The following is a 26,315-nucleotide window of genomic DNA, read 5'->3' as shown; positions in this document are numbered from 1 at the left end:
CCCTCGGCAACGGAGGCGACCAGTGAACACCGTCTGTGCCCCACCAGCCCGACGACCTCGACACCCTGCTACGCAGGCTGCGCCTGCCGCACGTCCGCCGGCACGCCCCCGAGGTGCTGGCCACCGCGAAGGCCCAACGCTGGGAACCGGCCGAGGTCCTGCGCGCCCTGTTCACCGCCGAGGCCGACGGCCGTGACCGCGCCGGGCTGGCCACCCGCAGGGCCCACGCCGGGTTCCCCACCGGCAAGACGTTCGACGCCTGGGACCCGGCCGTGTCCTCGATCCCGGCACCGACCCAGCAGGCCCTGCAAACCCTGGAATGGGTCCAGCGCCGGGAGAACCTCGTCGTCGCCGGACCCGCCGGCACCGGCAAGACGTTCCTGCTCGAAGCCCTCGGCCAGACCGCTGTCGAGCACGGCCTGCACGTCGCCTGGTTCACCCTCGAGGCCCTCGGCGTCCTCGTCCGCGCTCACCGCGCCGACGACACCGTCACCAAGGCCGTCGAGAAGATCCTGCGCGCCGACCTGATCGTGGTCGACGACATAGGCCTGCTTCCCGTCGGACCCGACGCCGCCGAAGGCCTTTACCGCCTCGTCGACGCCGCCTACGAGAAACGGTCGATCGCCGTATCCTCGAACCTGCACCCCGCCGGCTTCGACGAGATCATGCCCAAGACCCTGGCCACCGCCACCGTCGACCGGCTCCTGCACCACGCCCACCTCTGCCAGACCAGCGGCGACAGCGTCCGCCTCGCTCAAGCACTCGCCGGCAAGGGGGTGAAAGCCCTGGCCTGATCACCTGGGCCGGAACGGTGGCCACCAGTGGGCAGATCTGGTGGCCACTACCGGGCAGGTCTCGTGACCGTCACCGGGCACATCCCAATGGCCCTTGACAGACGAGCTTACGAACGGGGGATCAGCAGCTACACGGCGTCACCTCCGGCCTGCTGGACACACGAAACGAAAGCCCCCGGGCTAGTCGCCCTCACCGGTCGAGGCGGTCGTGCCGCCAACAGCGAGGTCGGGCCATGTGAGCGGGCACGACAGGAACTTGACCCTGGGCCGACAAGCACTGCCCTTGCTCGCCATTGTGATCACCTCGCTGCCAGTGTCGTCGATGTCGGCGCCGTGACCGCGTGGGATGGCGCCATCCAGCCGGTCGGCCGCTGGTGGTCAGGTTGATCCGGCCGGCGTGACCGTGGCCGCCGCCGCGGGAACCGCCGACAGGGCCCACGACCGAAGGCAGAGCGCTTCCGGCCGGAACGCCCAAGGCGGCACGGTACTCGACGTCGCGCGCCTTACGCCGCCGCCGCGCCTCGTCCCCGTGCGTCCCGCTGTCACCCGCCCCGCTGGTCGTGGAATCCTCTCCCCCGCAGGTTGCCCCCGCGGACCTGGTGGTGCGACCGCAGCCAAGATCCGGCCGACGGTCGCTTGGCACGCAGGGACTACCGACTGACACCCGCCGGCACTCATCGCGGTCTTGTCCAGGCGGCAGAGCAGCCTTTCTGCCACCTCCGTCATGCCCGGCCCACTGCCACCGCCATGGCACGACGAACGTCACCCAGGATGCGCTGTCGATCTCTCGGACGCACCTCCGACCTGCCGGCCACGCACCCCGTCCGGTGACCCGGCTCCCCCACCGAGAAACCGGGCCTGGTACCGCATGATCATTGTGGGCACGGTGTGGGCACGGACCGCGCGGTCAAACGCGAACCTTCCCGGCATGCCCCGGCACTACAGATCGTGAAACATGCTGGTGGGAGGGCATATCCGGCATCATTCGGCATCGTCCGGCCCGTGATCGATCCGGCTTTTAACCGGTGCGTTCAGGGTTCGAGTCCCTGACGGCCCACTCATTTTCTGATCAGCCTCTGACCTGGGTGAATCGGACAGGCTGTGACCGCTCTCCTCGACGAAGGCCCCAGCCTGGGGCGGCCACTTGTTGACCGGATCAAGGGCTCACGACTCCACAACCTCAAGGAGCTCAGGCCCGCCTCAAGCGGAGCCAGTGAGGTCCGCATCCTGTTCGTCTTCGACCCGGCGCGTCGCGCGGTCCTGCTCGTTGCCGGAGACAAGGCCGGACAGTGGTCAGCCTGGTACGAAAGGGCGATCCCACTCGCCGAAGCCCGCTACGCCCACCACCTCAAGGAGCGTGACGCATGAGCTCTGCCCACGAGTACGACAAGGACGGGTTCCTCGCCGAGTTCTTCCCCGACGAGCCCGACCGCCGCGAGGTCGAGGCGGGGGCGGCGCGGCTCGTGGCGGAGAACCGCGCTCATCGGCTCGCCGAGATGCGCCGGCGTCTGGGCCTCACCCAGGCAGACGTCGCCGACCGCATGCACGTTCGACAGGAACGCGTCTCCGCCATCGAGCGGGCCAACGTCGACGCCAGCGAGCTGCGCACCCTCGCCGCCTATGTCAAGGCGCTCGGTGGGCATCTTGAGATCATCGCGGACTTTGGTGGGGAACGGCTCGTTGTCGGCTAAAGGTGTCGGCCCTGGCGTCGCCGCAGCCACGATCACGGTCGGTAGATACACCAGGGGTCACCGAATCCACCAGGTACGCGGAACGCTCGTTCGATCCGATGCGAGGTGGTCCCCGTCCGCCTCGACCTCGAACCGCGCGCCGCGCTCACCGCCCCGCGCGGCCAGGCCGAGCACACCAACGCCAGCGACGTCATCCGTCAGGCTCTCCGCACATGGCTCGACGTCGCCCGACCGGATCGGGTCAGATCGCGCTCGGTGCGACCTCGTGGCGCATCACCTCTCGGCCACCGTGCCGTCCTCGGTGACCTCCGGTGGCAACGCCCCAAACTCCCGCACCTGGCGCAGGAACTCCTCGTCCGACAGCTGGTCGACGGCTACCTCACCACCGCGGTGCGCGGCCGTGGACCAGCCCGAGACGGCGAGCAGACGCGGGGCGGGGCCGCGTCGCTGCCCAGGAGACGGTCGTCTGAGGCAGCGGGTCCTGCGGCCGAGTCTGACCGTGGGCGAGGTGGAGACGCCTGGGCATCGGGGTGCCGCATACGGTGCATATGATCGCCGGGCTGCTGCCCAGTGAGTGCGTGGGATTGGCGCGGTGATCAGGGGGGAGTCGCACTGGGCGGTGGATGCGTTGGATGGCCGTCGACGTCGGCTACCGCCGCCGCGGTGTCGGCGTGCTGGCCCGACGCAGATCCCGGCCGGCATCACAGGCGGCGTAGTCCTGCACGACCCGTTCGATCTGCTCACCGCGCGGCGCTGGGCATGGCACCCCAACGACATCCGCCCCCATGCCCTGGCCTCCGGCTGGCGGCGGGTCAGTCAGGAAGAACCACCAATCGGCCGCCGCTCGACGACGCCTTCTCATGAACGGACCCAATTCGGCGACCCAACCTTGCAGTAGGCGGCCTACCCAGGTGCCAGCCCCTGCATGTCGCTCTCATCCGAGGCCCGCTACCGAATCGTTGATCTTGCCGTTAGACTTCGCAAGGATGCTTGGCGGGTGGTAGAAGGGGGCGGAGAATGATGGACTTCATTCCCGGTGTCGGCGCCGGCTCGCTACTGCGGTCGGAGCTGCTTGCCGACGGCCGATCGACCCGGATCGGTGCGATTCACCAGATCGACTACGGCCAAGCCGTCGTGCTGACCCACGACCGTTGGAAATTCGACGCCGGGGGCATTCCGCGACCCGTTTCCTTACCCGGTCCATCAACGCGCCGTGGTTGATCTCGCCGAGTTGCTGACCAGCGTCTTTGCTGCCGCGGCGACCGCGCCTGAGCCGGCCGTCCTCGGCGGTGTCGGCCGGCTCAGTCGCGAAGGTGCGGATCCTGGCACTCCAGCAGCGCTGCCGCACCCGACCGCGCCACACAACGCCGCCCGCCCCTGAAGCCAGGCCGCTGATTCCAAGAAACGGATGTCGCCGCCCGCGCCGGTATTCGTCGGCGCGGACGGCACCGGGTTTAGTGGCCCACGAGTTCGTAGATGAGGGTTGAGACGCTTCCGGTGAATCCGGTGGTGCCGATGTAGATCGCCTTGATCTGGTGGAGGCCAGCGTTCAGGGCGGAGGTGACGAACTCCGCCTGGCCCTTGTTGTCGAGGGCAACGACGTCGATGAGCGCGTGCCCGTCAGTGAATGCGACCAGGCCGGCGGGGACGGTCGTGCCGGTGCCCGCTGACACGACGGCGGTGAAGGTGACGGAGTGCCCCGTCGGCGCGGGGTTCAGCGAGGATGTCAGGTTGGTGGTGGTGCTGACGGGTCCCTGGACGCCGATCGGGCGGGTGATCGTGTCGGTGTCCAGGGTGACGGCGCCGTTGCGGGCCAGGATCCTGCCGTCAACCGCGACGCCGGTGGTGACGGTGATGGAGGTCAGAGCGAGGACGTTGCCGCTGAGAATGGAGTAGGTGCCGAGGGTCGCGGAGCTACCGACGACCCAGAAGACGTTGGAGGCCTGGGCACCGTTGACCAGCTTCACGTTGCTTGCGGACGCTGTGATGAGGGTGGAGGCCGCCTTGAAGATGAAGACGGCGTTCGGGTCGCCCTGAGCGTCAAGGGTCAACGTTCCGGTGATCCCGAATGTGCCCGCAGGGGAGTCGTATACACCCGAAGTTTCGGTGGTTCCGCCAAGTTCCACCGGGATGGTGGCGGTGGTCGGGATCGTGGCGGCGGCGTCGAAGGCGGTGCCCAGGTCGTTTTTGGCCTGCAGCGCGGCGCTGTCGGCTTTGTGGGTTGCCCCGGTCACCTGCCCCGGCGGAAACCCGGTAACGGCGGTACCTGGGCTCAGTCCGAGATCGCCATCCACCTTGGTGGTTCCGGTGTTGGTGATTGTCGACCCGGCGAGAACCGCGTAGCTCGCGGCGGCGCCGAGTGAGACGGTCGGGGTGGCCGCGCTGGCGGCCGAGGCTCCGACCAGCCCGATCGCCCCAATCAGGACGGTGGTCGTACCGACCACGGAGAATGCGCGGATCAGCTGGGATCTGACCCGGTTTCTGTCGATGGAGCCAGTGGGAAGGCTAGCCGCGATCATGAGATTCCCTCGGGGTCAATGCGTGGTCGAACGGCTCGACCGCTAGATATCTCATAGTAGCGATATGACTACCTAAGGTAGTGTAGGTGGCTGGTCAATCGACGAGTCTTCCGTCCGTACCTCCGCTTGATCTGGCGCCCGTTCCCGACCGGCTGGCATCCCGGCCGGTCGTATCGTCGACGACGGCCGTCATCCTGTCCGGATCTGACACCGTGTAGGGCGAGGAGCTCGTAGAGGACGGAGAGCCTGTCGTTGGCACCAGGCGGCGAAGAACGAGGCCGGTCTCGACCACTTCCAGGTCCGGATGTACCACGCCTGGTACCGGCACATCACCCTGGCGATGCTCGCTCATGCCTGGCTCTCGGTCACCGCGGCGAAGACCCGTGTCGGGCGTGGTGCCGTAACGCGGCGGCGATGTTGGTGACCCCTACCTGCCGACCAGAGCACCCACACGCCGATCATTATCCGAACGTCATCACTCCGCGCGCCCGCTCACATTGCAGACCGGTGGCGAAGCCACCCAACAGCTCCCCATCCCGAGCCGCCTGCACCAAACCGCTTGAATCCGCGGCATTGGTCCCGGACGGTGGGCAGGCCGCCACAATGGCATCCCGAGCGACGCCGCAACACAAACAGATCTCTCTCCGGGATGCCATGGAATTCGGCGTATCGATCGCGTCCGGAACCTTTCTTCGCGGGACGAGCGAGTGGCTGCCTGCTGTGCCACCACGGCGCCTCTTGTCGGGACACTGACGAGATGGCGACCGAAGCCGGGAAACGCCGACCGGGAACTGCCAGAGCAGCAAGGTGTGCCGCAGATACCCTGGCAACGCTGATTGGTGAGTGAAGGTGGCCGTGCCCGGCGTCCGGCGGAGCTCCGAAAGCCGGAGGGTGGATGGCCATGAATGTCCTGAGCGCAGCGGACGGTGTGCTCGCTGCGCGCTTTTCACCGGTATCCGACCTCGTACCGATGACCGCGGTCACGAATCCTGCGTGTACCCGGGCACCCGCACCGGACCATGCGCCGGACCACCCAAATCCTCTCCGGGGCAGCAGGCTCCGGGAGTGCCCGCGGGTCGTCGCCACACGGGCGACGGCGCTCGGGCAGCGTAACTGACACGGAAGGATGGAACGCGATGCCCATGTATCTCGACCTGGGACGAAGAAACAAATCGTGGAAACGCGGGGGTGGGTGGCCGGTCATCGCCAGGTTGATGACCATTGGGGCGGTGCTGGCCGGTGCACTGGTGGTGTCGGGTGGGACTGCTTCGGCGGCGACCCTCACCGACGTGGCCTGGTCGGTCGACAACAACGTCACGGGCGCGACCGGGGTGACCTACACCTGGAGCTTCACAACCCTGACTGCGGGAACCATCGCGTCGGTGACGTTCACCGTCCCGGCAGGCACGACCGGCACGCCGACGGTCACGAACGTCTTCGGGCTCGGTGCCGGAACCGTCGCCCTGGCCTCGGACACCGTGACCTACACGGTGACCACCCCGGCTGCGGTTCCCGTCGGCACGCCCATCTTCGTCCAGTTCGGCGGGTTCACCAACACGACCACGCCCAGCCCGCCACCTGTCACCTCGACGGTGGAGACGCGGGCCGCCGGACCCGCGACGATCGACACCGGCACCAGCGGGAACGTGAACTTCGGTGACTCGAACACCGCGGTGACCATCCTGCTCGGCCGCTCGCTGATCTTCACGAACGACACCCCCGCATTCACCCTGCAGCCGGTCCCCGGTACCCCAGCAGGCCCGGTCGCCGCCAAGACAGTCACCCTGACCGTACAGACGAACGCCGGCAACGGCTACACGCTGGCCGCGGCCCTGGCTCCAAACCCGACGTTTGTGGCGGAAGAAAGTACCGCCGGGTCCGCCACGTTGACCGTGAACAAGTTCGCCGCTCAGGCCACCTTGACCCCGAGCTCCAGCTCCGGCGCGGCTCTCAGTACCCCGTACACCTCAAGCAAATATGTCGGATACGACCCGACCACGCCACAAACAATTGTGACGGCAACCGCCGGAACCAACGGTGGTCTCGACACGCTCGCCCTCAACAACCAGATCAAGGTGGACTTCAGCCAGCCTTCCGGCGCCTTCCACGGAATCATCACATACACGGTTACACCCTCCTACACCTAAAATAGCAGTCAGCATACGACAAGTTCCGGTCGGCCATGCCGGCGGGTGTGCCTGACCGAACAGGTCGGGCACACCCCTATTTTGGTACCTGTTCAGCAGGCAGACCGACAAAACCCATCGCAGGGGCGTGACCATCTTGATCGGAACGTCAGAAATAATGGCCAGACCGGAAGGAAACACAACCTACTGCACAAATAATGTTATACCAGAGAACGTCGATCAATCCGCTAGCCTGGATGTTTGACCTGCGCCCCCTTCTCGGCGGCTGCCTCCTTGCGTCGTAATAAATTGCGGGCAAGATTGGGGCGGGCGAGATTGGGGGACTGGAGAATGTGGCGTGACACGCATACGGCACCACCACGGCCGGATCCGAGCCGCCGCGACGGCCGCCGCCATGGCGACGGTGGTCCTCGGCATCGGCGTACCAGCCCGCGCGCAGGCCGCCCCGCCCGGCGCAACGGCAGCACCGCGCAGTCCACGGCTACAGGTGACCTTCGACCCGCCGGGCATGCCAACACTGGCGGTTCCCGGCCAAACCGCCCTCGCTCACTTCCTGGTCACCAACCCAGGACACGATGCCGTCCCGGTCGGGATCGGCCCAGCCATGCCGATCCCGGGCAACAACGGCCAGTTGGTCTTCGAGGACTCACCGGACCCCCGCTTCGGTTCCGGCGTCTCCTGGTCCCCGTCCCGGTTCGTCGCCAGCCCCGGCTCGACGACATCGATAGACGTGAAGGTCGCCGTCCCTCCCGCCATGGCGCCCGGTGGCTATCTGCTCGGCTTCCTCGTTCGACCCTTGGTCGGTGGCCCCGGGGTCACGGTGCTCAACCAGCTGGGTGCGCTGGTCACGCTGCGGGTCCCCGGTGACACCCACGAACATGCCAGCGTGCGTCTTAAGGACCTCGGCCGGCGGCTGCCGGTGCTGGGCCACGCGCAACTCGCCACCCGCGGGAACGTGACGCTACGCGTCACGAACGACGGCCCGTCCAGTCTGTTCGCCTTCAACGAGGTGACCGCGGACCTGCGCCCGACCGGTATCGGCCACGCCGTCCTGCGCGGGCACACCCCGCGCCTCGACAACAACCGGCGGCAACCTCCGCAGCTGTTCATGCCTGGCAAATGGGCCGACCAGGAGATCTCCTGGGGTGCCTTCCCGCTCGGCCTCGGCCAGACCCGACTCGCCGCAGTCGTGTCTTACCACGCGGACCCGTCCACAACCCGGTCCATCACGGTAACGGCCAACGTCTGGGTCGTCTCACCCTGGTGCCTGTTGGCCATCGTCGGCTGGCTGGCACTGCTACTCGTCACATCCTCCGTGCAGGCACGCCGGCTCACCCGCGGCAGCCACCGCCAGCGGCGCGCTCCCGTCGTACGAGCCGCTCGGGCCGTGACAACCACCGTCCTCGGCCTGTTCGCCGTCGCGATGGTCGGGTTCGGTGACCTGCTCATCTACGGCATACTGGTCGCCGCAGGCACGCTCGGCGTAGCGGCGGCTGCCGTCCGGCCTCGCGGTCGGCTCTCGACGGCCGCCGCCGGGCACCGCCTCCGGATTGGCGCTCTGGCGCTCGCGGCAACCGGAACCATCGCCGGAGGGTTCGCCGTCGTGACGGTCGCACAAGGTCACCCGCCCGCAGTCGCCTGGGGCGTCTTCGCCGCGGTAGCCACCTGGGTCCTCCTGGTACGCGGGCTGCTGCACCGATTCGGGAGAACGCGGGTCATCGTGAGCGGCGGACGAGCCGGCGACAACACCACGATCGCCCCCAGGCCGGCCTGAGCCGAGCCACTCACCGCGCCGTGGTCGCCTCGGATCCGGGCTATGCGTCCTGGTGGGTTTCCTCGTCGAGGCCGGGGCCCGGCGCCACCGCCCACTGGTCGTCAGGGCGGGGTCGTGCCCGTCTGCGAGACGACCATCGACGCCTCGCGACAATGCCGACGAGCAGCGCCGCGACGACACCCGCACCGACGTACAACGTCACGAGCCATCCAGGCGGACCGCCGGCGGCATGGGAGCCCGCGCCCGATGCTCCCGCGGCCCCGCCCGCGGGCAGCCGGTCGGAATCGGCGGCGCAGACGATCGGTCTGGAGTCGCCGTGCGCCGTCGCGCACGCCACGGAGGCAAGCCGTAGCTGGCCGGGCGGCAGCTTCGCCACCTCCCCGTGGACGACAACCGCGGTGTCCCGCCCGGCCGCCAGATCCGTGTGCCAGGTGACTGTCCCGGCGCTGATGACACCGTCGCGATCGGCCGAACCGAATCGCACGCCGGCAGGAAGCGTCTGGGTGACAACCAGGTCGTCGGCGTCAACGGTGCCGATATTGCGAATCTTCACTGTGTAGGTGACGCGGTCCCCCACAGCGACACTGGTATGCCCGTCATCGATCCCGATCGCCAGGTCCACGCCCGCCGCGTCTTCGTCCGGCGGCGATGGCGCGTCAGCCGCGAGGGCGGGAACGGACGTCGCAAGCATGCCGAAGGTGAACAGGGGCCCGCCGAGCAGCGCGGCGGCGAGGACCACACCTGCGCGTACCTTCCTGAGGCACAGGACGCTCATCTCAGTCTCTTTCCGATCGGCCTGTCAGCGGTGGAACGGTGGACCGGTATCCCCGCGGCGGCCGGTGCCGGTTCCCGTGAAGCCCGACAGTCCCCCGGCGAACGGCTGCCCGGTGCTCGGGACATCCGCTCACCGTGTGGCCGCTATGTAGTCCAGGGTGGTGGAGTAGGTGTCGGAGGTGACGAACGGTATGTCGATCGCATAGTCGTTGCTGACCGCGTCCCCGTCCGGCGCGGAGGCTTGTTCCTGGGAGTAGACCCCCACCGCTGCGACGTCCGACAGCGGCTGGAATCCCGACGTGTCGGGCCCCCGGACCAGCAGGGACCCCACCGCAATGGTGTCGCCGTTGCCGGGTGTCGCGGCCGTCAGCGTCGGCGAGGCGCCCTGGACCGCGACCGTGTAGCCGTCGGTGCTGTTCGTCGTGACGGTCATGGTCACCGCCCCGTCCTGGGTGGCGGTGCTGCCCGGCTCTCCCGTCAGGGTGAAGGCGCTGGTGAGATTGGTGAGAGTGAGGCTCTGTGCCAGGATCGTGATCGACGTCGTGCACACTGGTTCCTCGCCGGCGCCTGTGCAGGTGCTGCCCGCGGCCCCCGACTCCACCCGGTTCATCAGTGTCGCGCCCGGTGTCGCCGCGTCGTCGACCGTGACCGAATAGGTGATCGTCACGGCCGCGCCGGCCGCGAGGTTCCCGGTCCAGGTCAGCGCGGGCGCCGCATAGGTGACCGCGCCCGTGGTGGCGGTCGCGTCGGCGTTGTAGACCGCCTTGTCCACGACCGAGGCGAGGTCGTCGGAGATGGTCACGCCGGTGTAGGCGGCCTCACCGGTGTTCGTCGCGGTGATCGTGTACTGGACGGTCGAGCCGACGACGGCACCGGTCTGGTCCGCCGTCTTGGTGATCGTCAGGGCCGGGACCAGTACCGCGGTGGTCGTCGTGCAGGCGGCGGCACCCTCGCCGACCAGGCAGGTGGAGCCGGGTGTGGTCGAGGCGATCGCGTTGCTGGCCAGCCGGTTGCCGTTCGCGGGCAGCGCGGTGGTCACCGAGTAGGTGATGGTCGCGGTCGCGCCGACGGCGAGGTCTCCCGTCCAGGTCAGGTCAGGCGAGGTGAAACCGACCACGCCGGTGCTCGCCGCGGCGTCACCGTTGTACGCGGCGTCGTCGAGCACCTCCGCGAGGTCGTCGGTGAACGAGGCCCCCGTGTACGGCGTCTGCCCGGTGTTCTGGACGGTGACGGTGTAGTCGATCGGGCTGCCCGCGACGACGGTCGCGTTCCCGGTGCCGGTGGCGGCGGTCTTCGTGATGGTGAGCGCGGGGACGAGCACCACGACGACGCCGCCGCAGGCGGGAGCGCCGCCGCCACCGCTGGGGCAGGTGCTGCCCAGCGCATCAGAGGTCACCACGTTGAGCAACACCCGGTCACCCAGGTCCGGGTCGTTGACCGTGAACGAATAGGTGATCGTCGCGCTGGCACCGACCGCGAGGTCGCCTGTCCAGCTCAGCGTCGGCGCCGTGAAGGCCACCGTGCCGTCGGTGGCGCTCGCGTCGTTGTTGTACACGGCATCATTCAGGACACCGCTCACGTCGTCGTTGACCGTGGCGCCCGTGTAGGGGCTTTCTCCGCTGTTCGTCACGGTGATCGTGTAGGTGACGACGCTGCCGGGAGTCGTGGTCGTCGTGTCGGCGGCCTTGGCGATGGTGAGTGCCGGGGTGAGGATGTCGACCGTCACCGTGCAGTCCGGGTTCGGGCTTCCCGGCGGGCAGCTGCTCCCGGCGGTCGAGGACGACGCGACGATGGTCACCGTCTTGTCGCCGGGATCAGGGCTCTTCACCGTGGCAGACCCGGTGATGGTCACCGACTGGCCGGGTGCCAGGTCGCCCGTCCAGATGAGGCGCCCGATGGCAGGATCCAGGTTCAGGACTCCTGACGTGGCGACGGCGTCACTGTTGTAGTCCGCGTCGTCCAGCAGCCCGTCGAAGGCAGCATTCACCACCGCGTTCGTATAGGAGGTCCGGCCGGCGTTGGCCGCGATGAGCGTGAAGGAGACGACCTGCCCGGGGATCGCCGTGGACACGTTCGACGCGAAGGTGATGGTGAGCGCGCCGACCGGCACGGACACCGAGCACCGCGGGTCGGTGCTCCCGGTGGCGCAGTTGTTGCCCGCCGCGGTGGAACTGACGGTGTTCACCAGCTCGCCGTCGCCGTCGCCGGCACCCGACGCCAGGACCGTGACCGAATAGGTGATGGTGGCCGAGCTGCCCGGATTCAGGTCCCCGGTCCAGGTCAACGTCGGACTGACAAGACCGACCGTGCCGACGGACGCGGACGCGTCGTTGTTGTAGGTGGCGTCGTCGAGGACCCCGCCCAGGGCGTCACTGACGACGGCGCCCGTGTACGGCGTCTGGCCCGAGTTGGTCACCGCGATCGTGTAGGTCACGGTGCCGCCGGGCACCGTCGACGCCGCGCTCGCCGACTTCACGATCGTCAGCGCCGGGGTGAGAACGGCGACGTTCGTCGAGCAGGCGGGGTTTCCGCTGGCCGGCGGGCAGGTGTTCCCGACCTCGTTCGACGTGACGGCGGCTACCAGCAGCTTGTCGCCCGGGTCGGGAACGAGCACGGTGGCCGAGAACGTCACGGTCACCACCGCGCCGACGGCGAGATCCCCGGTCCAGGTGAGCACCGGTGCGGCATAGCCGACCGAGCCGGCCGAGGCCACCGCGTCCGCGTTGTAGGTGGCGTCGTCGAGCAGGCCGGCGAGCGAGTTGGTGACGGTGGCGCCGGTGTAGGGGGTCTCACCGCTGTTCGTGAGGGTCATCGTGTAGCCGACCGTGCCGCCCGGAACGGTGAACGTGGCGTTCGCCGAGGTCGCGATCGTCAGCCCGGGGAGCAGGACCGGGACGGTGGCAGTGCACCGGGGGTCACTGCCCCCGTCCGGGCAGTTGCTACCGGGCAGGTTCGAGGTGACGCTGAAGGCCAGGAGCCGGTTGCCGGTGTCCGGGTTGTTGACCCGGGCACTTCCCGTCACAGTAATCGTCGCACCGACCGGGATGTCTCCCGTCCAGACCGCGCCCGTCCCCCCCACGACCAGGGTCCCGGAGCTGACGGTCTGCTCGCCCGTTGGCGTGGCGTCGTCCACGAGGTCGGCGCCGTTGAACGGCACGGTGACGCCCGTGTAGGGGGTCTGACCCGTGTTGCTGAAGGTGACGGTGAACACGACCACTCCCCCCGGAGTGGTCGACGAGACGTTCGCCGAGTTCGCGAAGATCAATTGACTCACCGTCACCGTCACCGTGCACCGCGGGTCGGTGCCCGCGACCGGGCAGTTACTCCCGACCGAATTCGACTCCACCGAGTTCACGAGGATGTCGTCGCCGCCCCCGTGCTCCAGGGCGGAATAGGTGATGGTGACGGTCCCTGATGCGGGGACGTCGCCGGTCCAGGACAGCACGGGCGCCGTGTAGGTCACCGTGCCGGCGGAGGCGGCCGCGTCGGCGTTGTAGGTGGCGTTCGTCAGGACGTCGCCCAGGTCATCGGTGAAGGCCGCCCCGAGGTACGGCGTGACGCCCGCGTTCGTGACCGTGATCGTGTAGGTCACCGTCCCGCCCCTGGCCACCGAGGGTGCCCCCGCGGTCTTGGTGAACGTCAGCAGCGCCGCCGTGACGGCCGTCACCGTCGCGGTGCATCGCGGGTCGGAGCCGCCGGACGGGCAGTTCGATCCCGCCGACGACGAGACGATCGTGTTCGTCAGGGACTGGCTGCCCGTATCCGGGTTGTGGACCGTCACCGTGTAGCTGATCGTGGCGCTGGCACCCGGATCGAGGCTGCCGGTCCAGGACAGGGTCGGGGTGCTGAAGGAGACCGTGCCGGTCGACGCCGTGGCGTCCGCGTTGTAGACCGCGTCGTCGAGGACGTCGGCGAGGGAGGTGCTGAACGTGGCGGCCGGGTAGGCCGTCTGGCCGGAGTTCGTCACCGTGATCGTGTAGGTGAGCGTCGCCCCCGGTACCGCGGTGGCGCTGCCGGTGGTCTGCGCGATCGTCAGCGCCGGGGTGAGAACGGCGACGTTCGTCGAGCAGGCGGGGTTTCCGCTGGCCGGCGGGCAGGTGTTCCCGACCTCGTTCGACGTGACGGCGGCTACCAGCAGCTTGTCGCCCGGGTCGGGAACGAGCACGGTGGCCGAGAACGTCACGGTCACCACCGCGCCGACGGCGAGATCCCCGGTCCAGGTGAGCACCGGTGCGGCATAGCCGACCGAGCCGGCCGAGGCCACCGCGTCCGCGTTGTAGGTGGCGTCGTCGAGCAGGCCGGCGAGCGAGTTGGTGACGGTGGCGCCGGTGTAGGGGGTCTCACCGCTGTTCGTGAGGGTCATCGTGTAGCCGACCGTGCCGCCCGGAACGGTGAACGTGGCGTTCGCCGAGGTCGCGATCGTCAGCCCGGGGAGCAGGACCGGGACGGTGGCAGTGCACCGGGGGTCACTGCCCCCGTCCGGGCAGTTGCTACCGGGCAGGTTCGAGGTGACGCTGAGGGTCAGGAGCCGGTTGCCGGTGTCCGGGTTGTTGACCCGGACATTTCCCGCCAAAGTAATCGTCGCGCCGACCGGGATGTCTCCCGTCCAAGCCGCGCTCGTATCCCCAACGACCAGGGTCCCGGAGCTGGCGGTCTGCTCGCCGGTTCCCGTGCCGTCGTCCACGAGGTCGGCGCCGCTGAACGGCACGGTGATGCCCGTGTAGGGGGTCTGACCCGTGTTGCTGAGGGTGGTGGTGAACGTGACCACTCCCCCCGGAGTGGTCGACGGGACGTTCGCGGAGCTCACGAAGATCAATTGACTCACCGTCACCGTCACCGTGCACCGCGGGTCGGTGCCCGCGACCGGGCAGTTGCTGCCCACGGTCGACGAGGTCAGTGTGTTGGTCAGCAGCCCGTCGCCGATGCTCACGGCGTTGGTGGTGACCGAGTAGACGATCGTCGCCGAAGCCCCGGGCGCCAGGTCTCCGGTCCAGGACAGGGTGGGCGCGGCGTAGCTGGCGGTACCCGTCGACGCCGTGACGTCGGCGTTGTACGTCGCCGCGTCCAGCAGGCCGCTGAGCGAGTCGGCGAACGTCGCACCGGTATACGGGGTCGGGCCGGAGTTCGTCACGGTCACCGTGTAGGTGACGACCCCGCCGGGCGTCGTGGTCGGCGAGCTCGCGGACTTCACGATCGTGAGGTCGGGCACGAGGACGTTGACCGTGGCGGAGCACGCCGGATCACTCCCACCGACCGGGCAGTTGCTGCCGATCACCGGCGAGGTGACGGTGTTGACCACCACCTTGTCACCGGGATCGGGGTCGAGCACCGTGACCGTGAACGTGATGGTCACGGTTGCCCCGACCCCGAGGTCTCCCGTCCAGGTGAGGTTGGGGGCCGTGTAGGACAGGGAGCCGGTGGACGCGGTGGCGTCGGCGTTGTAGGTCGCGTCGGAGAGAACCCGGGCCAGCGAGTCGGTGACCGATATGCCGGTGTAGGGCGTCTCACCCGTGTTCGCCACCGCGATGGTGTATGTGATGGTCCCACCGGGCGTGATCGTGACGACGTTCGCCGTCGTCTCGATCGAAAGGCCCGGTGTCAGCACCGGCACGACGGAGGTACAGGCGGGCGCCGGCGCCCCGGCGGGGCAGGTGTTGCCCTGCGTGGCCGAGACGATGGTCGCGGCCAGGACCTTGTTACCGGTGTCGGGGTTTTTCACCGTGAGCGACGACGTCACGGTCACCGACGCCCCCGGGGCGAGGCTGCCCTGCCACACCAGGTCACCCCCGACCAGCCCGAACGTTCCCGAGGTGGTCTGGGCGTCCAGGTTGTAGGTGGCGTCGTCGAGCAGGCCACCGAGGGGGACCGTGAAGGTCGCGTTGGGGAACGGGGTCTGGCCGTCGTTCACCGCCGTGTAGGTGAAGCCGACCACCTGGCCCGGCTGGGTCGTCGTCACCGTGCTCGACGAGGTGATCGTCAGGATCGAGACGGTCACGGCGTTGGCGCAGCGCGGATCCGTGCCTCCGACGGGGCAGGTCGTCCCCACCGTCGGCGAGGTGACCGCGCTGGAGAGAATCTTGTTGCCCGTGTCGGGGTTCGCCGCCGTCACCGAGTAGGTCACCGTCACCGCGGCCCCGGCGGCGAGGTCTCCCGTCCAGGTGAGATTGGGGCTGGTGAACGTCACCGCGCCGGTCGTCGCGGTCGCGTCGGCATTGTAGACGGCGTCGTCGAGGACTCCCGCCAGGGCGTCGGTGAACGTGACACCGGAATACGCCGCGGCGGCCGTGTTCGTCGCCGTGATGGTGTAGTTCACCGTCCCGCCAGGTGCGACCGACGACGCGCTGGCGGACTTCACGATGACGATCGGGCCGGCCGTGACGGACAGCGTGACCGCCTGGGTGGCGGTGACCCCGAACGCGTCAGTCACCTGGACCGTGAACGGGTAGCTGCCGGCGGTGGTCGGGGTGCCGGACAGGACGCCGGTCGACGGGTCGAGGGTGATCCCGGGCGGCAGCGTCCCGGCGGTGACCGACCAGGCGAACGGCCCGGTCCCCCCGGTGACCACGAGGGTGCTGCTGTAGGGGACACCCACCTGCGCCGCCGGCGGCGCGGGGAACCCGAGTGTCGGCCGCGCCGCCATCACGAGGCTGACGGTCTTCGTCGCGGACAGGCCGAGCGCGTCGACCACGCGGACCGCGAACGACGCCGTGCCCGCGGTGGTCGGCGTGCCCGACAGCAGACCGGTCGAGGTGTTCAGGGTGACTCCCGGCGGCAGCGCACCGGCGCTCACCGACCAGACGAAGGGACTCGTTCCCCCCGAGACGGTCAGCTGGTCGCTGTAGACCACGCCGACCTCGCCCGACGGCGGCGGCGGGAAGGGCAGCGTCGGCGCCGACGCGATCGAGATCGTCAGGTTCTGCGTCGCTGCCTGGCCGCTGGCATCCACCACCCGGACCGTGAAGGGATAGCTGCCGGCCGCTGCCGGTGTGCCGGAAAGCAGGCCCGACGCGCTGTTGAGGCTGAGACCCGGCGGCAGGCTTCCGTCGCTGATCGACCAGACGTACGGGGAGGTGCCACCGGTGACGGTGAACTGGTCGCTGTACGCGGCGCCCACGCCACCCGTCGGTGGTGGTGGCAGTGCCAGGCTGGGCGAGCTGTTGATCGTGACCGCCGATGAGGCGGCCGACTGGGGCCCCGTCCCGGCCGCGTTGATCGCCGCGACCCGGAAGGTGTAGGTCGTGCCGCCGGTCAGCCCGCTGACGGTCTGTGTGGTGGCGGTACCCGTGAAGGTCCGGGGTGTCTGTGCCACGCCTGCGATGTATGGGGTGACGACGTAGCCGGTGATCGCGCTGCCGTTGCTGGCCGGAGTGGTCCAGGACAGGGTCGCCGACGTGCTGCCCGCGCTCACCGCCGTGATCGCCGGGGCGGCCGGCAGCGCGTACGGCACCACGGCGGCCGACTGCGGGCTCGCCGCGCCCGTGCCGACGGCGTTGACGGCCGCCACCGTGAAGGTGTATGAGCCGCCCGCGGTCAGACCGGTCAGCGTTCGGGTGGTCGTCGAGGCGTCGTAGGACACCGGCGTCTGCGCCACCCCGCCCAGGAAGGGAGTCACGACGTATCCGGTGATGGCACTGCCGTTGCTCGCCGGGGCGACCCAGGTGACCGTGGCACTCGTGATGCCCGCGGTAGCGCTCGGAGCCGCCGGTGTCGCGGGGGCGCTCGTGTAGACGTAGGAGACCACCCCGGCCACCCCGCGCGTCACGACGGTGATCCCGACGGCCGCGGCGCTCGTCCGCGCGGGCATCGACGAGATCTGCAGCGATCCGTCGCCGTTCACGGTGAAGCATCCCGCGGCCGGGCCGGACTGGCACGGCAGCAGCACCACCGGCGTGCCCGCCTGCTGCTGCGCCGTCGTCCCGATCTCGATCGCCGTCGCGCCGGAGATGTTGGTGCCGGTCACCGTGGCGGCACCACCGCCGGAGACTGTCCCCGAGGCCGGCGAGATGGCCAGGGACGTGGGTGTCGCCGGTACCGTTCCCGCCGTCGTGCTGCCCGCGAATCCGGGATTCGCGTCGTTCGAGGACGAGGTGGTGACCGAGGTCGTCTGGATCAGCGCCGGCGTGACACCGGAACCAGTCACGATCGCCACCACGGTGACGGGGGTGAGCGTCGTCCCGTTCGTGAAGGGTCCGTTGCTGTTGGTACAGGTGATACTTCGCCCCACCGGAGCCTGGCAGACCCAGCCGGTTCCGAACGCTCCCACCGGCACGACGTTCACCGGTACCGTCTCCGTCACCGAGATCGGCGACGCCTCGTCGGCTCCGGCGCTGACCCCGGCGGTCACCGTGTAGTTGACCGGGTCACCCGGCTGCGGGGTCGGGCCGTTGTAGCTCGTCGCCGCCACGTTCAACTGCGGGACCGGGTTGAACGTCACCACCCGGGCCTCGTCGAGCTCGTGGTAGTCGGTCACCGAACCGGTCGACGCCGCCCAGCCGAACGCCAGCTGGCGCGGAATCCCGGCCGAGGTGGTCCAGGATGACGGGTAGAGGCCGGCGGGCACGGTGGGCAGCGCGCCCTGCAGTGTTCGGGCCGTCCCGCCCACCGGAGTGAACACGACCTTGTAGGTCCCGGGAGCCGCCGAGACACCGCTGTTGGTCACGATGGTCTGCGCGGTGGGGTTGATGACCACCTCCACCGGCACCTTCGACGCGTTGCGCGTGGCGGCCCCCAACGCCACCGGAGGGGACGCCGTCGTCGTCGCCGTGCTGTTGATCGCGCAGTATCCGACAAGTCCAGCGCCGGGCCCGCGCACGACGACCTGGCCAGGCACCCTCCCGCCCGTGGTGGAGATGTAGGCGGGATTCGTGCACCCGGAGCCCTGGTACGTGCTGTTGCTGTAGTTCCCGAAGACGTCCAGGCCGATGCCGAGATAGCCGTTGCTCATCCCTACCAGGCTCGAGCTGGCGGGAGTGTATCCGAGCGCGCCACCCGGCTGCCCGAGGTTCGCCGGTGCCGTCGGGGCCGCCGGGTTGACCGCCGACAAAATGAATGCCAAGCCGTCCGCGTGGGTTCCGCCGTACTGGTATGTGTTGAAGGTGACGTCCAGGCCCTGCGAGGTCGGCACGCTCGTCGCCCCGAAGACCCCACCCTCGACGAAGGTCGCGGTGTTGGTGAGGCGCAGTTTCCCCGCGCCCGAGGGATCCGAGAGCGGACAGCTGTGCAGGACGCCGGTGGTCGAGTTTCCAGGCGAGGTGAGACAGGCCACGTTCGAGCCGGCGGCACCGGTCGGCAGCGCGGGCAGGACCACGTTGCCGATTCCGTCGGGGGTGTTGTTGTGGAAAGGCTGGTCGAACAGCACCGTCCCGGCGGCGTAGGCCGCGTTCGGGGTGAGCGCCGATATCGAGCCGGCGAGAACCAGGCTGACGAGTATTACGACCAGTGTCTTGAACGCCTGCCGATGCCGGATGGCCGCAGACGTCCAGGGTGGTCTCCGCCGTCTGGATACCCTTACGCCGCTCATTACTGTGAGTATAGATACTGTTGCCTAGTGTAGTTGGAGGTGTCGGCTAACGATTCGGCGTGTCGCCCTCGGGACCGAGGTCCGGTCCCAGGATGTCGTCAACCTGCGCACCGTCCGCATTGCCGGAGGTTTCGCCCAGGCCGAGCCGGCGTGGGTCGGCACGCTCCTCCTCACGCCGCAGCGCCCGGGCCGCCGTCAGCACCCGGTCTCGGTAACGCCGACGCACGAACACACCAAGAAGGAATACGGCAAGAATGCCGGCCAGTAGCCCCATCGCCCGCCACACCGGGAAGACGACCACGGTCGCCCGCGCGGTGTGAAAGGTCCCGCGCGGGCCGGGCACGACCACCTCCGCATGGCATACGCACATGAGCGGCGGGTCGTCCCACCGTGTGGTGACCTCCCGCGTCGAATCCCGCTGCACCGTGAAGTCCGGGAAAGCAACGTCACGCCCATCGACGCGGATGTTGAGATGACCCTTTCCGCGGAAGTCACGATGAACGGTGCCGGTGTCCTCGAAGGTCGCCGTGAAGTCGACGGGCCCACCGACAGCGAACCGCGGCCCCCGCAGCGAGGGGATCTTCACGGTGTCGTCGACCGGGCCCGGCACCGTGATGTAGAGGGGAGTCCCGATCCCCCGGTTCAACCTGATCTGGTTCTTGTCCTTGCCGGCCGGCACCATGAACAGCATCGCGACATGGTGGTCGCCGGGCTCGGGATGCCTGGGAACCGCGATCCGCACGGCCACCACCTGGCGCGCTCCCGGCGCCAGGTGGAACTTCACCGGGCTGGCCGATATCCAGGTCATCGCCGAGTAGGGCGCCTCCTCACGCTGGAACTGGAGGGTTCCGTCCCGTCCGGACGTGAAACCCGCCCGGTTCACCACGATGTCGAGGGGCAGCCGGCCATGGTTGCTCACCGCGAAGTGCTGATCCCTCGAGAGCTCTTCCTGCGGAATTACCAGTCTTGTCGGGCTCACCGTCAACGCGAAGTCCGGGGTCGGCGCGGGAGCCGCCGAAGGCCGTCCGGGAGGAGCGGACGACGATGCGAGAGCGGCAGGCCCCATGCCCCCCAGGGCCGCCCCCCAGACCAGAAGCATCGCGACGGCGGATACGCGCCGGCCTGGTCGAATCCGGCTGGTCACCGTCGCACCGTCGCCATGCGTTCCGCCCTCTTCTGGTGGTTGAAATCGTGTTCCGCGCCGGGTCAGCTATCCGTCATGACCGAGTCGGGCCGCCCGCAGATGCAATCACTACAGGGTCGTGGCAACATAGTCGAGGACCGCGGAGTACGTGTCAGGGATGACGAACGGAATCGTGATCTGGTAGTCGTTGGTGATGGTGTCGCCCAGCTCGGCAGAAGGTGTCGCCTGTGTGTGCACCTGCACCGGCGTACCGAACGTCAGCGGGCTGAAGGGAGTGGTGCCCGCCTGCCGCACCCTCAGATTACCGATCGGAATGGTACCCGTATTGCCCGGTGTGGCCGGGTTCAACGTCGCCGTCCGCGGCGCGACGGTCACGGCATATCCTTCGTTGTTGTTCGTGCTGACGGTCATGGTCACCGGTACGGTCGTCGTCACGGTCTCGCCCGGGTTACCCGTCAAGGAAAAGGATGGGGCGAGATTGGTCAGAGTGATGGATGAGCCGACGACGACGTTTGCGGTGGTGCTCTGAGTCGCCGTCTGCCCCGGAACCGCGTTCGCTCCACTGGCCATCCCTCCTATGACCGTAGCCACACTCGCCGTCAGGACAAGTCCGCGCCTGAGCGCTGAAGACGATCCGAGATTTTTCGACATTCCAGGCCTCGTTCCTCTCGAAGTGACTACGGAGAGTGTTCGCACCGCCATCATCGACGTCAAGGATCGCCTTCGGCGCCGGCTCCGGCCCGGCCCGCTCCCTGTGAACATCGCGGCCGTCCGCACTGGACGAACCAGTTGAAAAGCATCGGGCTGGTCGGCATGACGGCGAGTCGGCAAACGGGACGACATTCCGCGAGGGCGGTTTCCGGCCGAACCCCGCCGCCGCCGCGATTTCGGCGGCAGCCCGCCGCCGCCGCGCAGGCACGGCGAGAACCACGCGGTGATCACCGGCTGGAAACGGCCAAGCGGGGCTGGCCGGACGCACGTGGCCACATGGGCGGGTTCATCCGACAGCCGCCTCGGCGGACATCGGTCACCAGACCGCGCCGGCCGAGTTGGCCGCCGAACACAGCCGCGCTATGTTGCGCTGAGTAACTGGCCACGACGCTGGGTGGGGGACCTTGTGAGAGTGGGACCGTTGCGGGACTGGGTGGGCTGTCCGCTTTCCCTCGTACCTGGGGCCGCTGGTGTCCGCGTCCCCGCACTCCCCTGGGGCTGTCGCGCCGAGCACGCCATCGAATCGGCGACGTCATGAGCGGCCGCCAGCAGCCGACCCGCCGCCACTCGGCCGGCCAGGCGGCACCGAGGGACCTCCGGCACCGGCCACTGCCGAAGTCACTGATGGTGACCGGACTGGTGGCCGCGATGGTCGCCCTGGTGGGACCGCCCGCCAGGGCGGCGGGCGGCTCGTCCCAGACCACGGTCGGCATCGTTGTCACCGGGGCACCCGCGCTGGCCGTCACGAAGCGCGGCATCGTGGTGGACGTCCACCACGATGGCCGGATCGACACAGGTGACCTGGTGCGCTGGACGATCACGGTGTCGAACACCGGCGACACGATGCTCACCGGGCTGACCGTGAGCGACCCCGAGGCAGGTCCAGCCCGCTGTCCCACCACTCCCCTCGTTCCGAAGCAGGTTGTGACCTGCGCTGTGCCCGATCATGTGATCACGTTCGCGGATGTCGCGGCGGGCGTGGTCACCAACGTGGCGACCGCGTCCGCGACCGCTCCGGGTGGACAGGTCGTCTCACCGCCCGGATCCGCCAGCGTGCGGATCCAGGGGGCAAAGCCCGCTGTCATCTTCCTTCCCCCACCGGGGGTGTTCGGGTTCCCCGCCGCTCCTGGCGGCCGCCCCGGTTCCGATGAGCCCGCGGTGGGAGGCGCCGCGGCCGGCGGGGCCGGATCGGGAGGCGGGGCTGGCATCGGCTCAGGTAGCGGCCCTGGCGCCGCCGGGCCCGGTTCACCGAACAGTCAGGGCGGCCTGCCGTCCTCGGCGGAGGATCAACAGCGCGCACATCCGCCGGTGGCCGTGGCGGGGGGACAGCCTGACGCGCCCGGACACGGTGGCCTCACCCTGGTCCTGCTCGGCGCGATCACCGCCGCCGGTGCGCTCGCCTCGCTCGGGGTACTCGCCAGCCGGCGGACCAGACGCCGGCGTTGACCCGGCCGTCGAGGGAACGCCGCCAGACGGCCGGCCACGGCGGGTCACCGCTGACGCCGAGACGCTCGGCCGGTCCGGTGTCCGCCCTCGGCGCCCTGGCCCTCGGCGCCCTGGCCCTCGTCGGGATCGTGCTGGTCATCCTGGGATGGCCAGCCAGTCCCACTCCCCCGGCCGCTCCATTGCCCGAGGCCGACGGGCCGCACCTGCCCGGTCCGCTGCCGAGCCCCGGCGGTGCGAGCACACTCCAGAGCCCGCGGCCCCGGGCAGATCTGCCGGCGTCCAGCCTTCGGATACCAGCGCTCGGCGTCACCGCCAGAATCGGCAAGGCCACGGAGGAGAACGGCACCCTCGTTCCGCCGCGGACACCAACCGAGGTCGGGCTGTGGTCCGGTTCGGCGGCGCTGGACGCCGGTTCCGGACAAGTAACGATCGTCGGGCACGTGAACTGGCGAGGAATGCCGCCCTTCGCGTTTGGGCGCCTGGCCCACCTGCACGGCGGGGATCTCGTCTTCACCAGCGACCCACGCGGGAGACAGACCGCGTGGCGGGTTCTGCGGGTCTTCGCTCGTCCCAAGACCGACGGCGTCGACCCGACGGCGTTCGCCGGACCTCGCGGCCCACGCCAGCTGATCATGATCACCTGCGGAGGACCGTTCGACGTTCGGGTCGGCTCCTATTCCGACAATGTGTACGTAAGCGCTGTTCCCGCGTAATCCAGCCAGGAACACAACGCGATCTTCCTCCGCGCGGCGCCCGGCGCCCGGCGGAGGCGTGCGGCGTGCGGCGTGAAGGCCGTCTACCTCGCCTCGCTCCAGAAGGGCAAACCCTACGTCTGGTGGCATCTATGCCGGCAACGGCGAGTTCGCCGGCGGTTCGGTCACGGGGGGGTCGTTCGGTGGCGTCGGCTGGTCCGCCTGCGGGCGAGGGGACCGGGGCCTCGCCCGTGTCCCCGTGCGATGCCAGTGGCGCCGCGGGCGGGGGTGCCGCCGCCGACTCGCGGGCCAGGAAGGAGCCGAGTTCGGCGATGGTGGTCATCAGGGGGGCGGGGAACACGACGGTGGTGTTCTTGTCGACGCCGATCTCCACGAGACTCTGCAGGTTGCGCAGTTGCAGAGCCAGGGGGTGTGCCATCATCGTGTCCGACGCGTCGCCCAGCGCGGCAGCCGCCAGAGCCTCACCCTCGGCATTGATGATCTTTGCCCTCTTCTCCCGCTCGGCCTCGGCCTGGCGGGCCATCGCGCGCTTCATGCTGTCGGGGAGCTGGATGTCCTTCAGCTCGACCAGGGTGACCTCGACGCCCCAGGCGACCGTGGTGACGTCAAGGATCTTGCGAATATCAAGGTTGATCTTGTCCGTCTCCGACAGGGTCTCGTCCAGGGTGTGCTGCCCGACGACCTTGCGCAGCGTGGTCTGGGCGATCTGGTTGATGGCCGCGTGGACGTTCTCGATCGCGATGACGGACCGGACGGCGTCGATCACCTTGAAGTAGGCGACCGCGGACACGTCCACGCTGACGTTGTCACGGGTGATGATCCCCTGTGACTGGATCGGCATCGTGACGATGCGCAGCGACACCCTGCGCATCACGTCGACGAACGGGATGACCCATCGCAGGCCCGGGTTGCGCTCACCGACCACGCGGCCCAGCCGGAACAACACGCCGTCCTCATACTGCTTGATGATTTTTGCCGACATCGCGGCCCCGATGAGCAGCAGGACGGCGACGATGACGAGAACGGCGATCAGGGCCGCCATGGGGGAACTCCAAACGATGACAACTGATGGCAATCGCGATACGTCGGTCGCGCCGTGAGGAGCGCTTCGACCGGCACGCCCTGCGAACGGAAAAAGGGGCAGACCACCGCGCGCATTCCTACGGCATTCCTACGGCGACGTCGCGCCCGCGTGGCGCAGTATCTGTCCGGCTGGGCCGATCAGCCGGCCCGCCGTGGCCATCCGGCGAACCTCGTCGGCCGTTTCCAGGGCTGTCTGGGGAGGGATCACGAGGAGGAAGAGGCGCGGACGGTTACCGCCGGACAGCGTGACCGTGTGCGGGTCGAGTGTGCGATACCAGCTGACCTTCACCGGCGGGTAGGCGAGCGCGGTGAACCAGTGAGGGATATCCGTCCAGGTATCACCGTTGACCGACATCCGGCGGATCGTCTCGCCGGCCGTGGACAGTGCCGCGATGAGCGGGGGAAGTTCGCTGGTCAGGCGCCAGCTGCGCGGCCACCAGGCACCGTCGAACGATCCCTGTCCGCGGGCCGGGGCCCACGACAGCCTGCCGTCGCCGGGGGTCGCTCCGGCGGGCGCGCCCACCACAGCGCCTTGGAGCGTTGCGGGGGCGCCGTCGTCGTCGAACCGCGCCGACTCCGCGTGGTCGAGAAGTGCAGTAATCTGACCCGTCGTCATGACGGCCGCCTAACTCCGACGACGAGATCCGCCGGATGGCCCTGACCGGTGCCCGGCATCGACGTGGCGTCTACGCTCGTGAAATTCCGGTCACCTTTTATCATACCACTATTCCTCGCATTCACGCGATCACGACCGTCGCTGCCGGCGCGGAGGACCGTGTCGAGGATCCAGGTCGCGACCTTTTTCTCCTCATCCTCTCCGACGCCGTGCTCCGTCGCACGCGTGGAACGGGCTTTCGCGTCGCCGCGGTGTATCCCTGGTCGTTCTCGATCACCGACCGCTTTCCCGCGTGCAAGACCGAGCCGATGTGAGACGAACTGAGTCCTCTTCGGTGATGGCTCGCGGTGCGGTGCCGATCAGGAGGCGTCCCCGCCCCGGCCTCACCTGCGCCTGGTCCAGCGGGTTCCCGCCGACGGCCGGTCCCGCGCCGGCCTGGTTCTCGGTGGCGAGCAGACCCCAGCGCAGGACCGTGTGCCTGTTGGCGGGCCGCGAACTTCCTGTCCGTCGGCCAGATCTACCTGATGGGCAATCCGTAGTTGCGTGAGCCGCTGCGCGCCGGGCACGTGAAGCCGCGGCTGCTCGGGCACTGGGGCACGACGCCCGGCTGGGATCGGCGCTACGGGTCTCGTAAGGGCTGGGTGGGCATCGCCCCGCGGCCGGCGCCCTGTGTGGGCGCCGGGTGCCCATCGTTGGCGCGCAGCCCGGTCGCGCTCGGCCTGTCCAGTTCGCCCAGGATCGTCCTGGCCGCGGTGGGCAGGTCGACGTGGGTGTCGGCGGCGAGTTGCTCGAGGTGCTGATGCGCCTGCTCGGGGGTGTTGCCTTGACCGATCAGTACGCCGATGGCCTGGTCGATGGTCGACAGGGCTTTCAGCCCGCCGGGCGCGGCCGGATCGTGTGGCACCGCGAGGTCCTCGTCGAGCACGAAGGCGCTGCTGCCGAGGCCGTCGACGTCTCTGGTGAGCCAGCTCAGATCGGTCGCGAGGTCGAGGAACGCTCCGGGTGTCGCGGCGAAGAGGATCAGGAAAGCCGTGGCCGCGGGATCTCCGGATCCGAAGACGTGCGGTGGAAGTGATATCCGTAGCGAGGCACGGATGTCGTCGGGTTCGACCCTTTCCTCGAGCGCGGTGAAATTCGTGCGCCGTCCGCCGAAGGAGAGTATGGCCGAGAGGCCGAGATAGGAGCGCACGGCGAGCTTGGCATCGGCGGCGAACTGCCGCAGGGTCTGTGAGATATCCGCGCCGGGCTCGTCCAGCGATTCCGTGAGAGCGGCGAGATACGCGGCCAAAGCAGTGGAAATGTCCACAGCCGGTTTCTCCGAAGCGGCGTCCCCGAACGCCCGTTTTCGGCCACAGAGCCGAGTACCGCAGGTCGCGGTGCTGG

Annotated in this window: 17 protein-coding genes and 1 pseudogene; 10 read left to right on the top strand and 8 right to left on the bottom strand. The window is 69.0% G+C overall.

The genetic code is table 11. From position 1 onward, the window contains the following. Positions 1 to 35: 35 nt before the first annotated feature. The 4 genes from istB to AC6EXY_RS26100 all read left to right on the top strand — a co-directional run bounded on the left by istB (position 36) and on the right by AC6EXY_RS26100 (position 3,706). Entirely contained in the window at positions 36 to 794 is a 759-nt protein-coding gene (gene istB / locus AC6EXY_RS26115) for an IS21-like element helper ATPase IstB (protein WP_499817788.1), read from the top strand. A gap of 1,101 nt (positions 795 to 1,895) precedes the next feature. Then, on the top strand, positions 1,896 to 2,162 hold the full coding sequence (locus AC6EXY_RS26110) for a type II toxin-antitoxin system RelE/ParE family toxin (RefSeq protein WP_341477269.1): 267 nt from the start codon (positions 1,896 to 1,898) through the stop codon (positions 2,160 to 2,162). Further along, positions 2,159 to 2,485, top strand: a complete 327-nt coding sequence (locus AC6EXY_RS26105) for a helix-turn-helix domain-containing protein (protein WP_499817787.1) — start codon at positions 2,159 to 2,161, stop codon at positions 2,483 to 2,485. The genes AC6EXY_RS26110 and AC6EXY_RS26105 overlap by 4 nt, the downstream gene beginning before the upstream one ends. Positions 2,486 to 3,502: 1,017 nt before the next feature. Continuing rightward, positions 3,503 to 3,706: a hypothetical protein gene (locus AC6EXY_RS26100; protein ID WP_101834362.1), complete on the top strand. Its 204-nt coding sequence runs from the start codon at positions 3,503 to 3,505 to the stop codon at positions 3,704 to 3,706. Between the two features lie 233 nt (positions 3,707 to 3,939). Here AC6EXY_RS26100 and AC6EXY_RS26095 read toward each other — a convergent pair whose 3' ends face one another. Further along, positions 3,940 to 4,929: an ice-binding family protein gene (locus tag AC6EXY_RS26095; protein WP_207770520.1), complete on the bottom strand. Its 990-nt coding sequence runs from the start codon at positions 4,927 to 4,929 to the stop codon at positions 3,940 to 3,942. Positions 4,930 to 6,023: 1,094 nt separating this feature from the next. On the opposite strand from AC6EXY_RS26095, the gene AC6EXY_RS26090 reads away from it, so the two are divergent. Together AC6EXY_RS26090 and AC6EXY_RS26085 are read left to right on the top strand one after the other, a co-directional pair. Continuing rightward, positions 6,024 to 7,151, top strand: coding sequence for a hypothetical protein (locus tag AC6EXY_RS26090; RefSeq protein WP_165818601.1), 1,128 nt, complete (start codon positions 6,024 to 6,026; stop codon positions 7,149 to 7,151). Between the two features lie 337 nt (positions 7,152 to 7,488). Beyond that, complete coding sequence (locus AC6EXY_RS26085; protein WP_133150845.1) at positions 7,489 to 8,925, top strand: hypothetical protein; 1,437 nt, start codon at positions 7,489 to 7,491, stop codon at positions 8,923 to 8,925. Positions 8,926 to 8,965: 40 nt separating this feature from the next. On the opposite strand, the gene AC6EXY_RS26080 is transcribed toward AC6EXY_RS26085, so the two are convergent. The 4 genes from AC6EXY_RS26080 to AC6EXY_RS26065 form a co-directional block, all read right to left on the bottom strand. Further along, the gene (locus AC6EXY_RS26080) at positions 8,966 to 9,700 is read right to left on the bottom strand and encodes a DUF11 domain-containing protein (protein WP_101834370.1); all 735 of its coding nucleotides are present in this window, start codon (positions 9,698 to 9,700) and stop codon (positions 8,966 to 8,968) included. Positions 9,701 to 9,829: 129 nt separating this feature from the next. After that, positions 9,830 to 19,219 carry a beta strand repeat-containing protein gene (locus tag AC6EXY_RS26075; protein WP_101834372.1) on the bottom strand — a complete coding sequence of 3,130 codons (9,390 nt, stop codon included), beginning with the start codon at positions 19,217 to 19,219 and terminating at the stop codon, positions 9,830 to 9,832. Positions 19,220 to 19,265: 46 nt separating this feature from the next. Continuing rightward, positions 19,266 to 20,138 (bottom strand): hypothetical protein, encoded by an 873-nt coding sequence (locus AC6EXY_RS26070; RefSeq protein WP_243407978.1) that lies wholly within the window; start codon positions 20,136 to 20,138, stop codon positions 19,266 to 19,268. A 333-nt stretch (positions 20,139 to 20,471) separates the two neighbouring features. Then, a complete protein-coding gene (locus tag AC6EXY_RS26065) occupies positions 20,472 to 21,014 on the bottom strand; it encodes a hypothetical protein (RefSeq protein ID WP_499842420.1) in 543 nt (180 codons plus the stop codon). A gap of 684 nt (positions 21,015 to 21,698) precedes the next feature. On the opposite strand from AC6EXY_RS26065, the gene AC6EXY_RS26060 reads away from it, so the two are divergent. Both AC6EXY_RS26060 and AC6EXY_RS26055 read left to right on the top strand, forming a co-directional pair. Continuing rightward, positions 21,699 to 22,520 carry a CLIPPER-2 domain-containing protein gene (locus AC6EXY_RS26060; RefSeq protein ID WP_165818602.1) on the top strand — a complete coding sequence of 274 codons (822 nt, stop codon included), beginning with the start codon at positions 21,699 to 21,701 and terminating at the stop codon, positions 22,518 to 22,520. A 77-nt stretch (positions 22,521 to 22,597) separates the two neighbouring features. Next, complete coding sequence (locus AC6EXY_RS26055; protein WP_165818603.1) at positions 22,598 to 23,233, top strand: class F sortase; 636 nt, start codon at positions 22,598 to 22,600, stop codon at positions 23,231 to 23,233. On the opposite strand, the gene AC6EXY_RS26050 is transcribed toward AC6EXY_RS26055, so the two are convergent. Both AC6EXY_RS26050 and AC6EXY_RS26045 read right to left on the bottom strand, forming a co-directional pair. Next, entirely contained in the window at positions 23,157 to 24,275 is a 1,119-nt protein-coding gene (locus AC6EXY_RS26050; protein WP_499817786.1) for a slipin family protein, read from the bottom strand. The two genes, AC6EXY_RS26055 and AC6EXY_RS26050, sit on opposite strands and share 77 nt — an antisense overlap. Before the next feature lie 129 nt (positions 24,276 to 24,404). Then, positions 24,405 to 24,932: a DUF5994 family protein gene (locus AC6EXY_RS26045; protein WP_101834382.1), complete on the bottom strand. Its 528-nt coding sequence runs from the start codon at positions 24,930 to 24,932 to the stop codon at positions 24,405 to 24,407. 35 nt (positions 24,933 to 24,967) lie between these two features. On the opposite strand from AC6EXY_RS26045, the gene AC6EXY_RS26040 reads away from it, so the two are divergent. Together AC6EXY_RS26040 and AC6EXY_RS26035 are read left to right on the top strand one after the other, a co-directional pair. Continuing rightward, entirely contained in the window at positions 24,968 to 25,246 is a 279-nt protein-coding gene (locus AC6EXY_RS26040; protein WP_101834384.1) for a hypothetical protein, read from the top strand. Between the two features lie 162 nt (positions 25,247 to 25,408). After that, positions 25,409 to 25,555 (top strand): annotated as a pseudogene (locus tag AC6EXY_RS26035) (phosphoketolase family protein); the annotation flags it as partial. Here AC6EXY_RS26035 and AC6EXY_RS26030 read toward each other — a convergent pair. Beyond that, positions 25,552 to 25,836: an ANTAR domain-containing protein gene (locus AC6EXY_RS26030; protein WP_499817803.1), complete on the bottom strand. Its 285-nt coding sequence runs from the start codon at positions 25,834 to 25,836 to the stop codon at positions 25,552 to 25,554. The pseudogene AC6EXY_RS26035 and the gene AC6EXY_RS26030 sit on opposite strands and share 4 nt — an antisense overlap. Positions 25,837 to 26,315: the final 479 nt, after the last annotated feature.

It is taken from the genome of Frankia sp. RB5 (genome assembly GCF_059816245.1).
This window is presented reverse-complemented; position numbering and strand designations above follow the sequence as displayed.

Excerpts from the sequence above, each read along its gene's own strand:
- AC6EXY_RS26105 (WP_499817787.1), top strand. The coding sequence starts at position 2,159 with ATGAGCTCTGCCCACGAGTACGACAAGGACGGGTTCCTCGCCGAGTTC.
- AC6EXY_RS26100 (WP_101834362.1), top strand. The coding sequence starts at position 3,503 with ATGATGGACTTCATTCCCGGTGTCGGCGCCGGCTCGCTACTGCGGTCG.
- AC6EXY_RS26090 (WP_165818601.1), top strand. The coding sequence starts at position 6,024 with ATGCGCCGGACCACCCAAATCCTCTCCGGGGCAGCAGGCTCCGGGAGT.
- AC6EXY_RS26080 (WP_101834370.1), bottom strand. The coding sequence starts at position 9,700 with ATGAGCGTCCTGTGCCTCAGGAAGGTACGCGCAGGTGTGGTCCTCGCC.
- AC6EXY_RS26075 (WP_101834372.1), bottom strand. The coding sequence starts at position 19,219 with ATGAGCGGCGTAAGGGTATCCAGACGGCGGAGACCACCCTGGACGTCT.
- AC6EXY_RS26065 (WP_499842420.1), bottom strand. The coding sequence starts at position 21,014 with ATGTCGAAAAATCTCGGATCGTCTTCAGCGCTCAGGCGCGGACTTGTC.
- AC6EXY_RS26060 (WP_165818602.1), top strand. The coding sequence starts at position 21,699 with ATGGTGACCGGACTGGTGGCCGCGATGGTCGCCCTGGTGGGACCGCCC.
- AC6EXY_RS26050 (WP_499817786.1), bottom strand. The coding sequence starts at position 24,275 with ATGGCGGCCCTGATCGCCGTTCTCGTCATCGTCGCCGTCCTGCTGCTC.
- AC6EXY_RS26045 (WP_101834382.1), bottom strand. The coding sequence starts at position 24,932 with ATGACGACGGGTCAGATTACTGCACTTCTCGACCACGCGGAGTCGGCG.
- AC6EXY_RS26040 (WP_101834384.1), top strand. The coding sequence starts at position 24,968 with ATGGCCCTGACCGGTGCCCGGCATCGACGTGGCGTCTACGCTCGTGAA.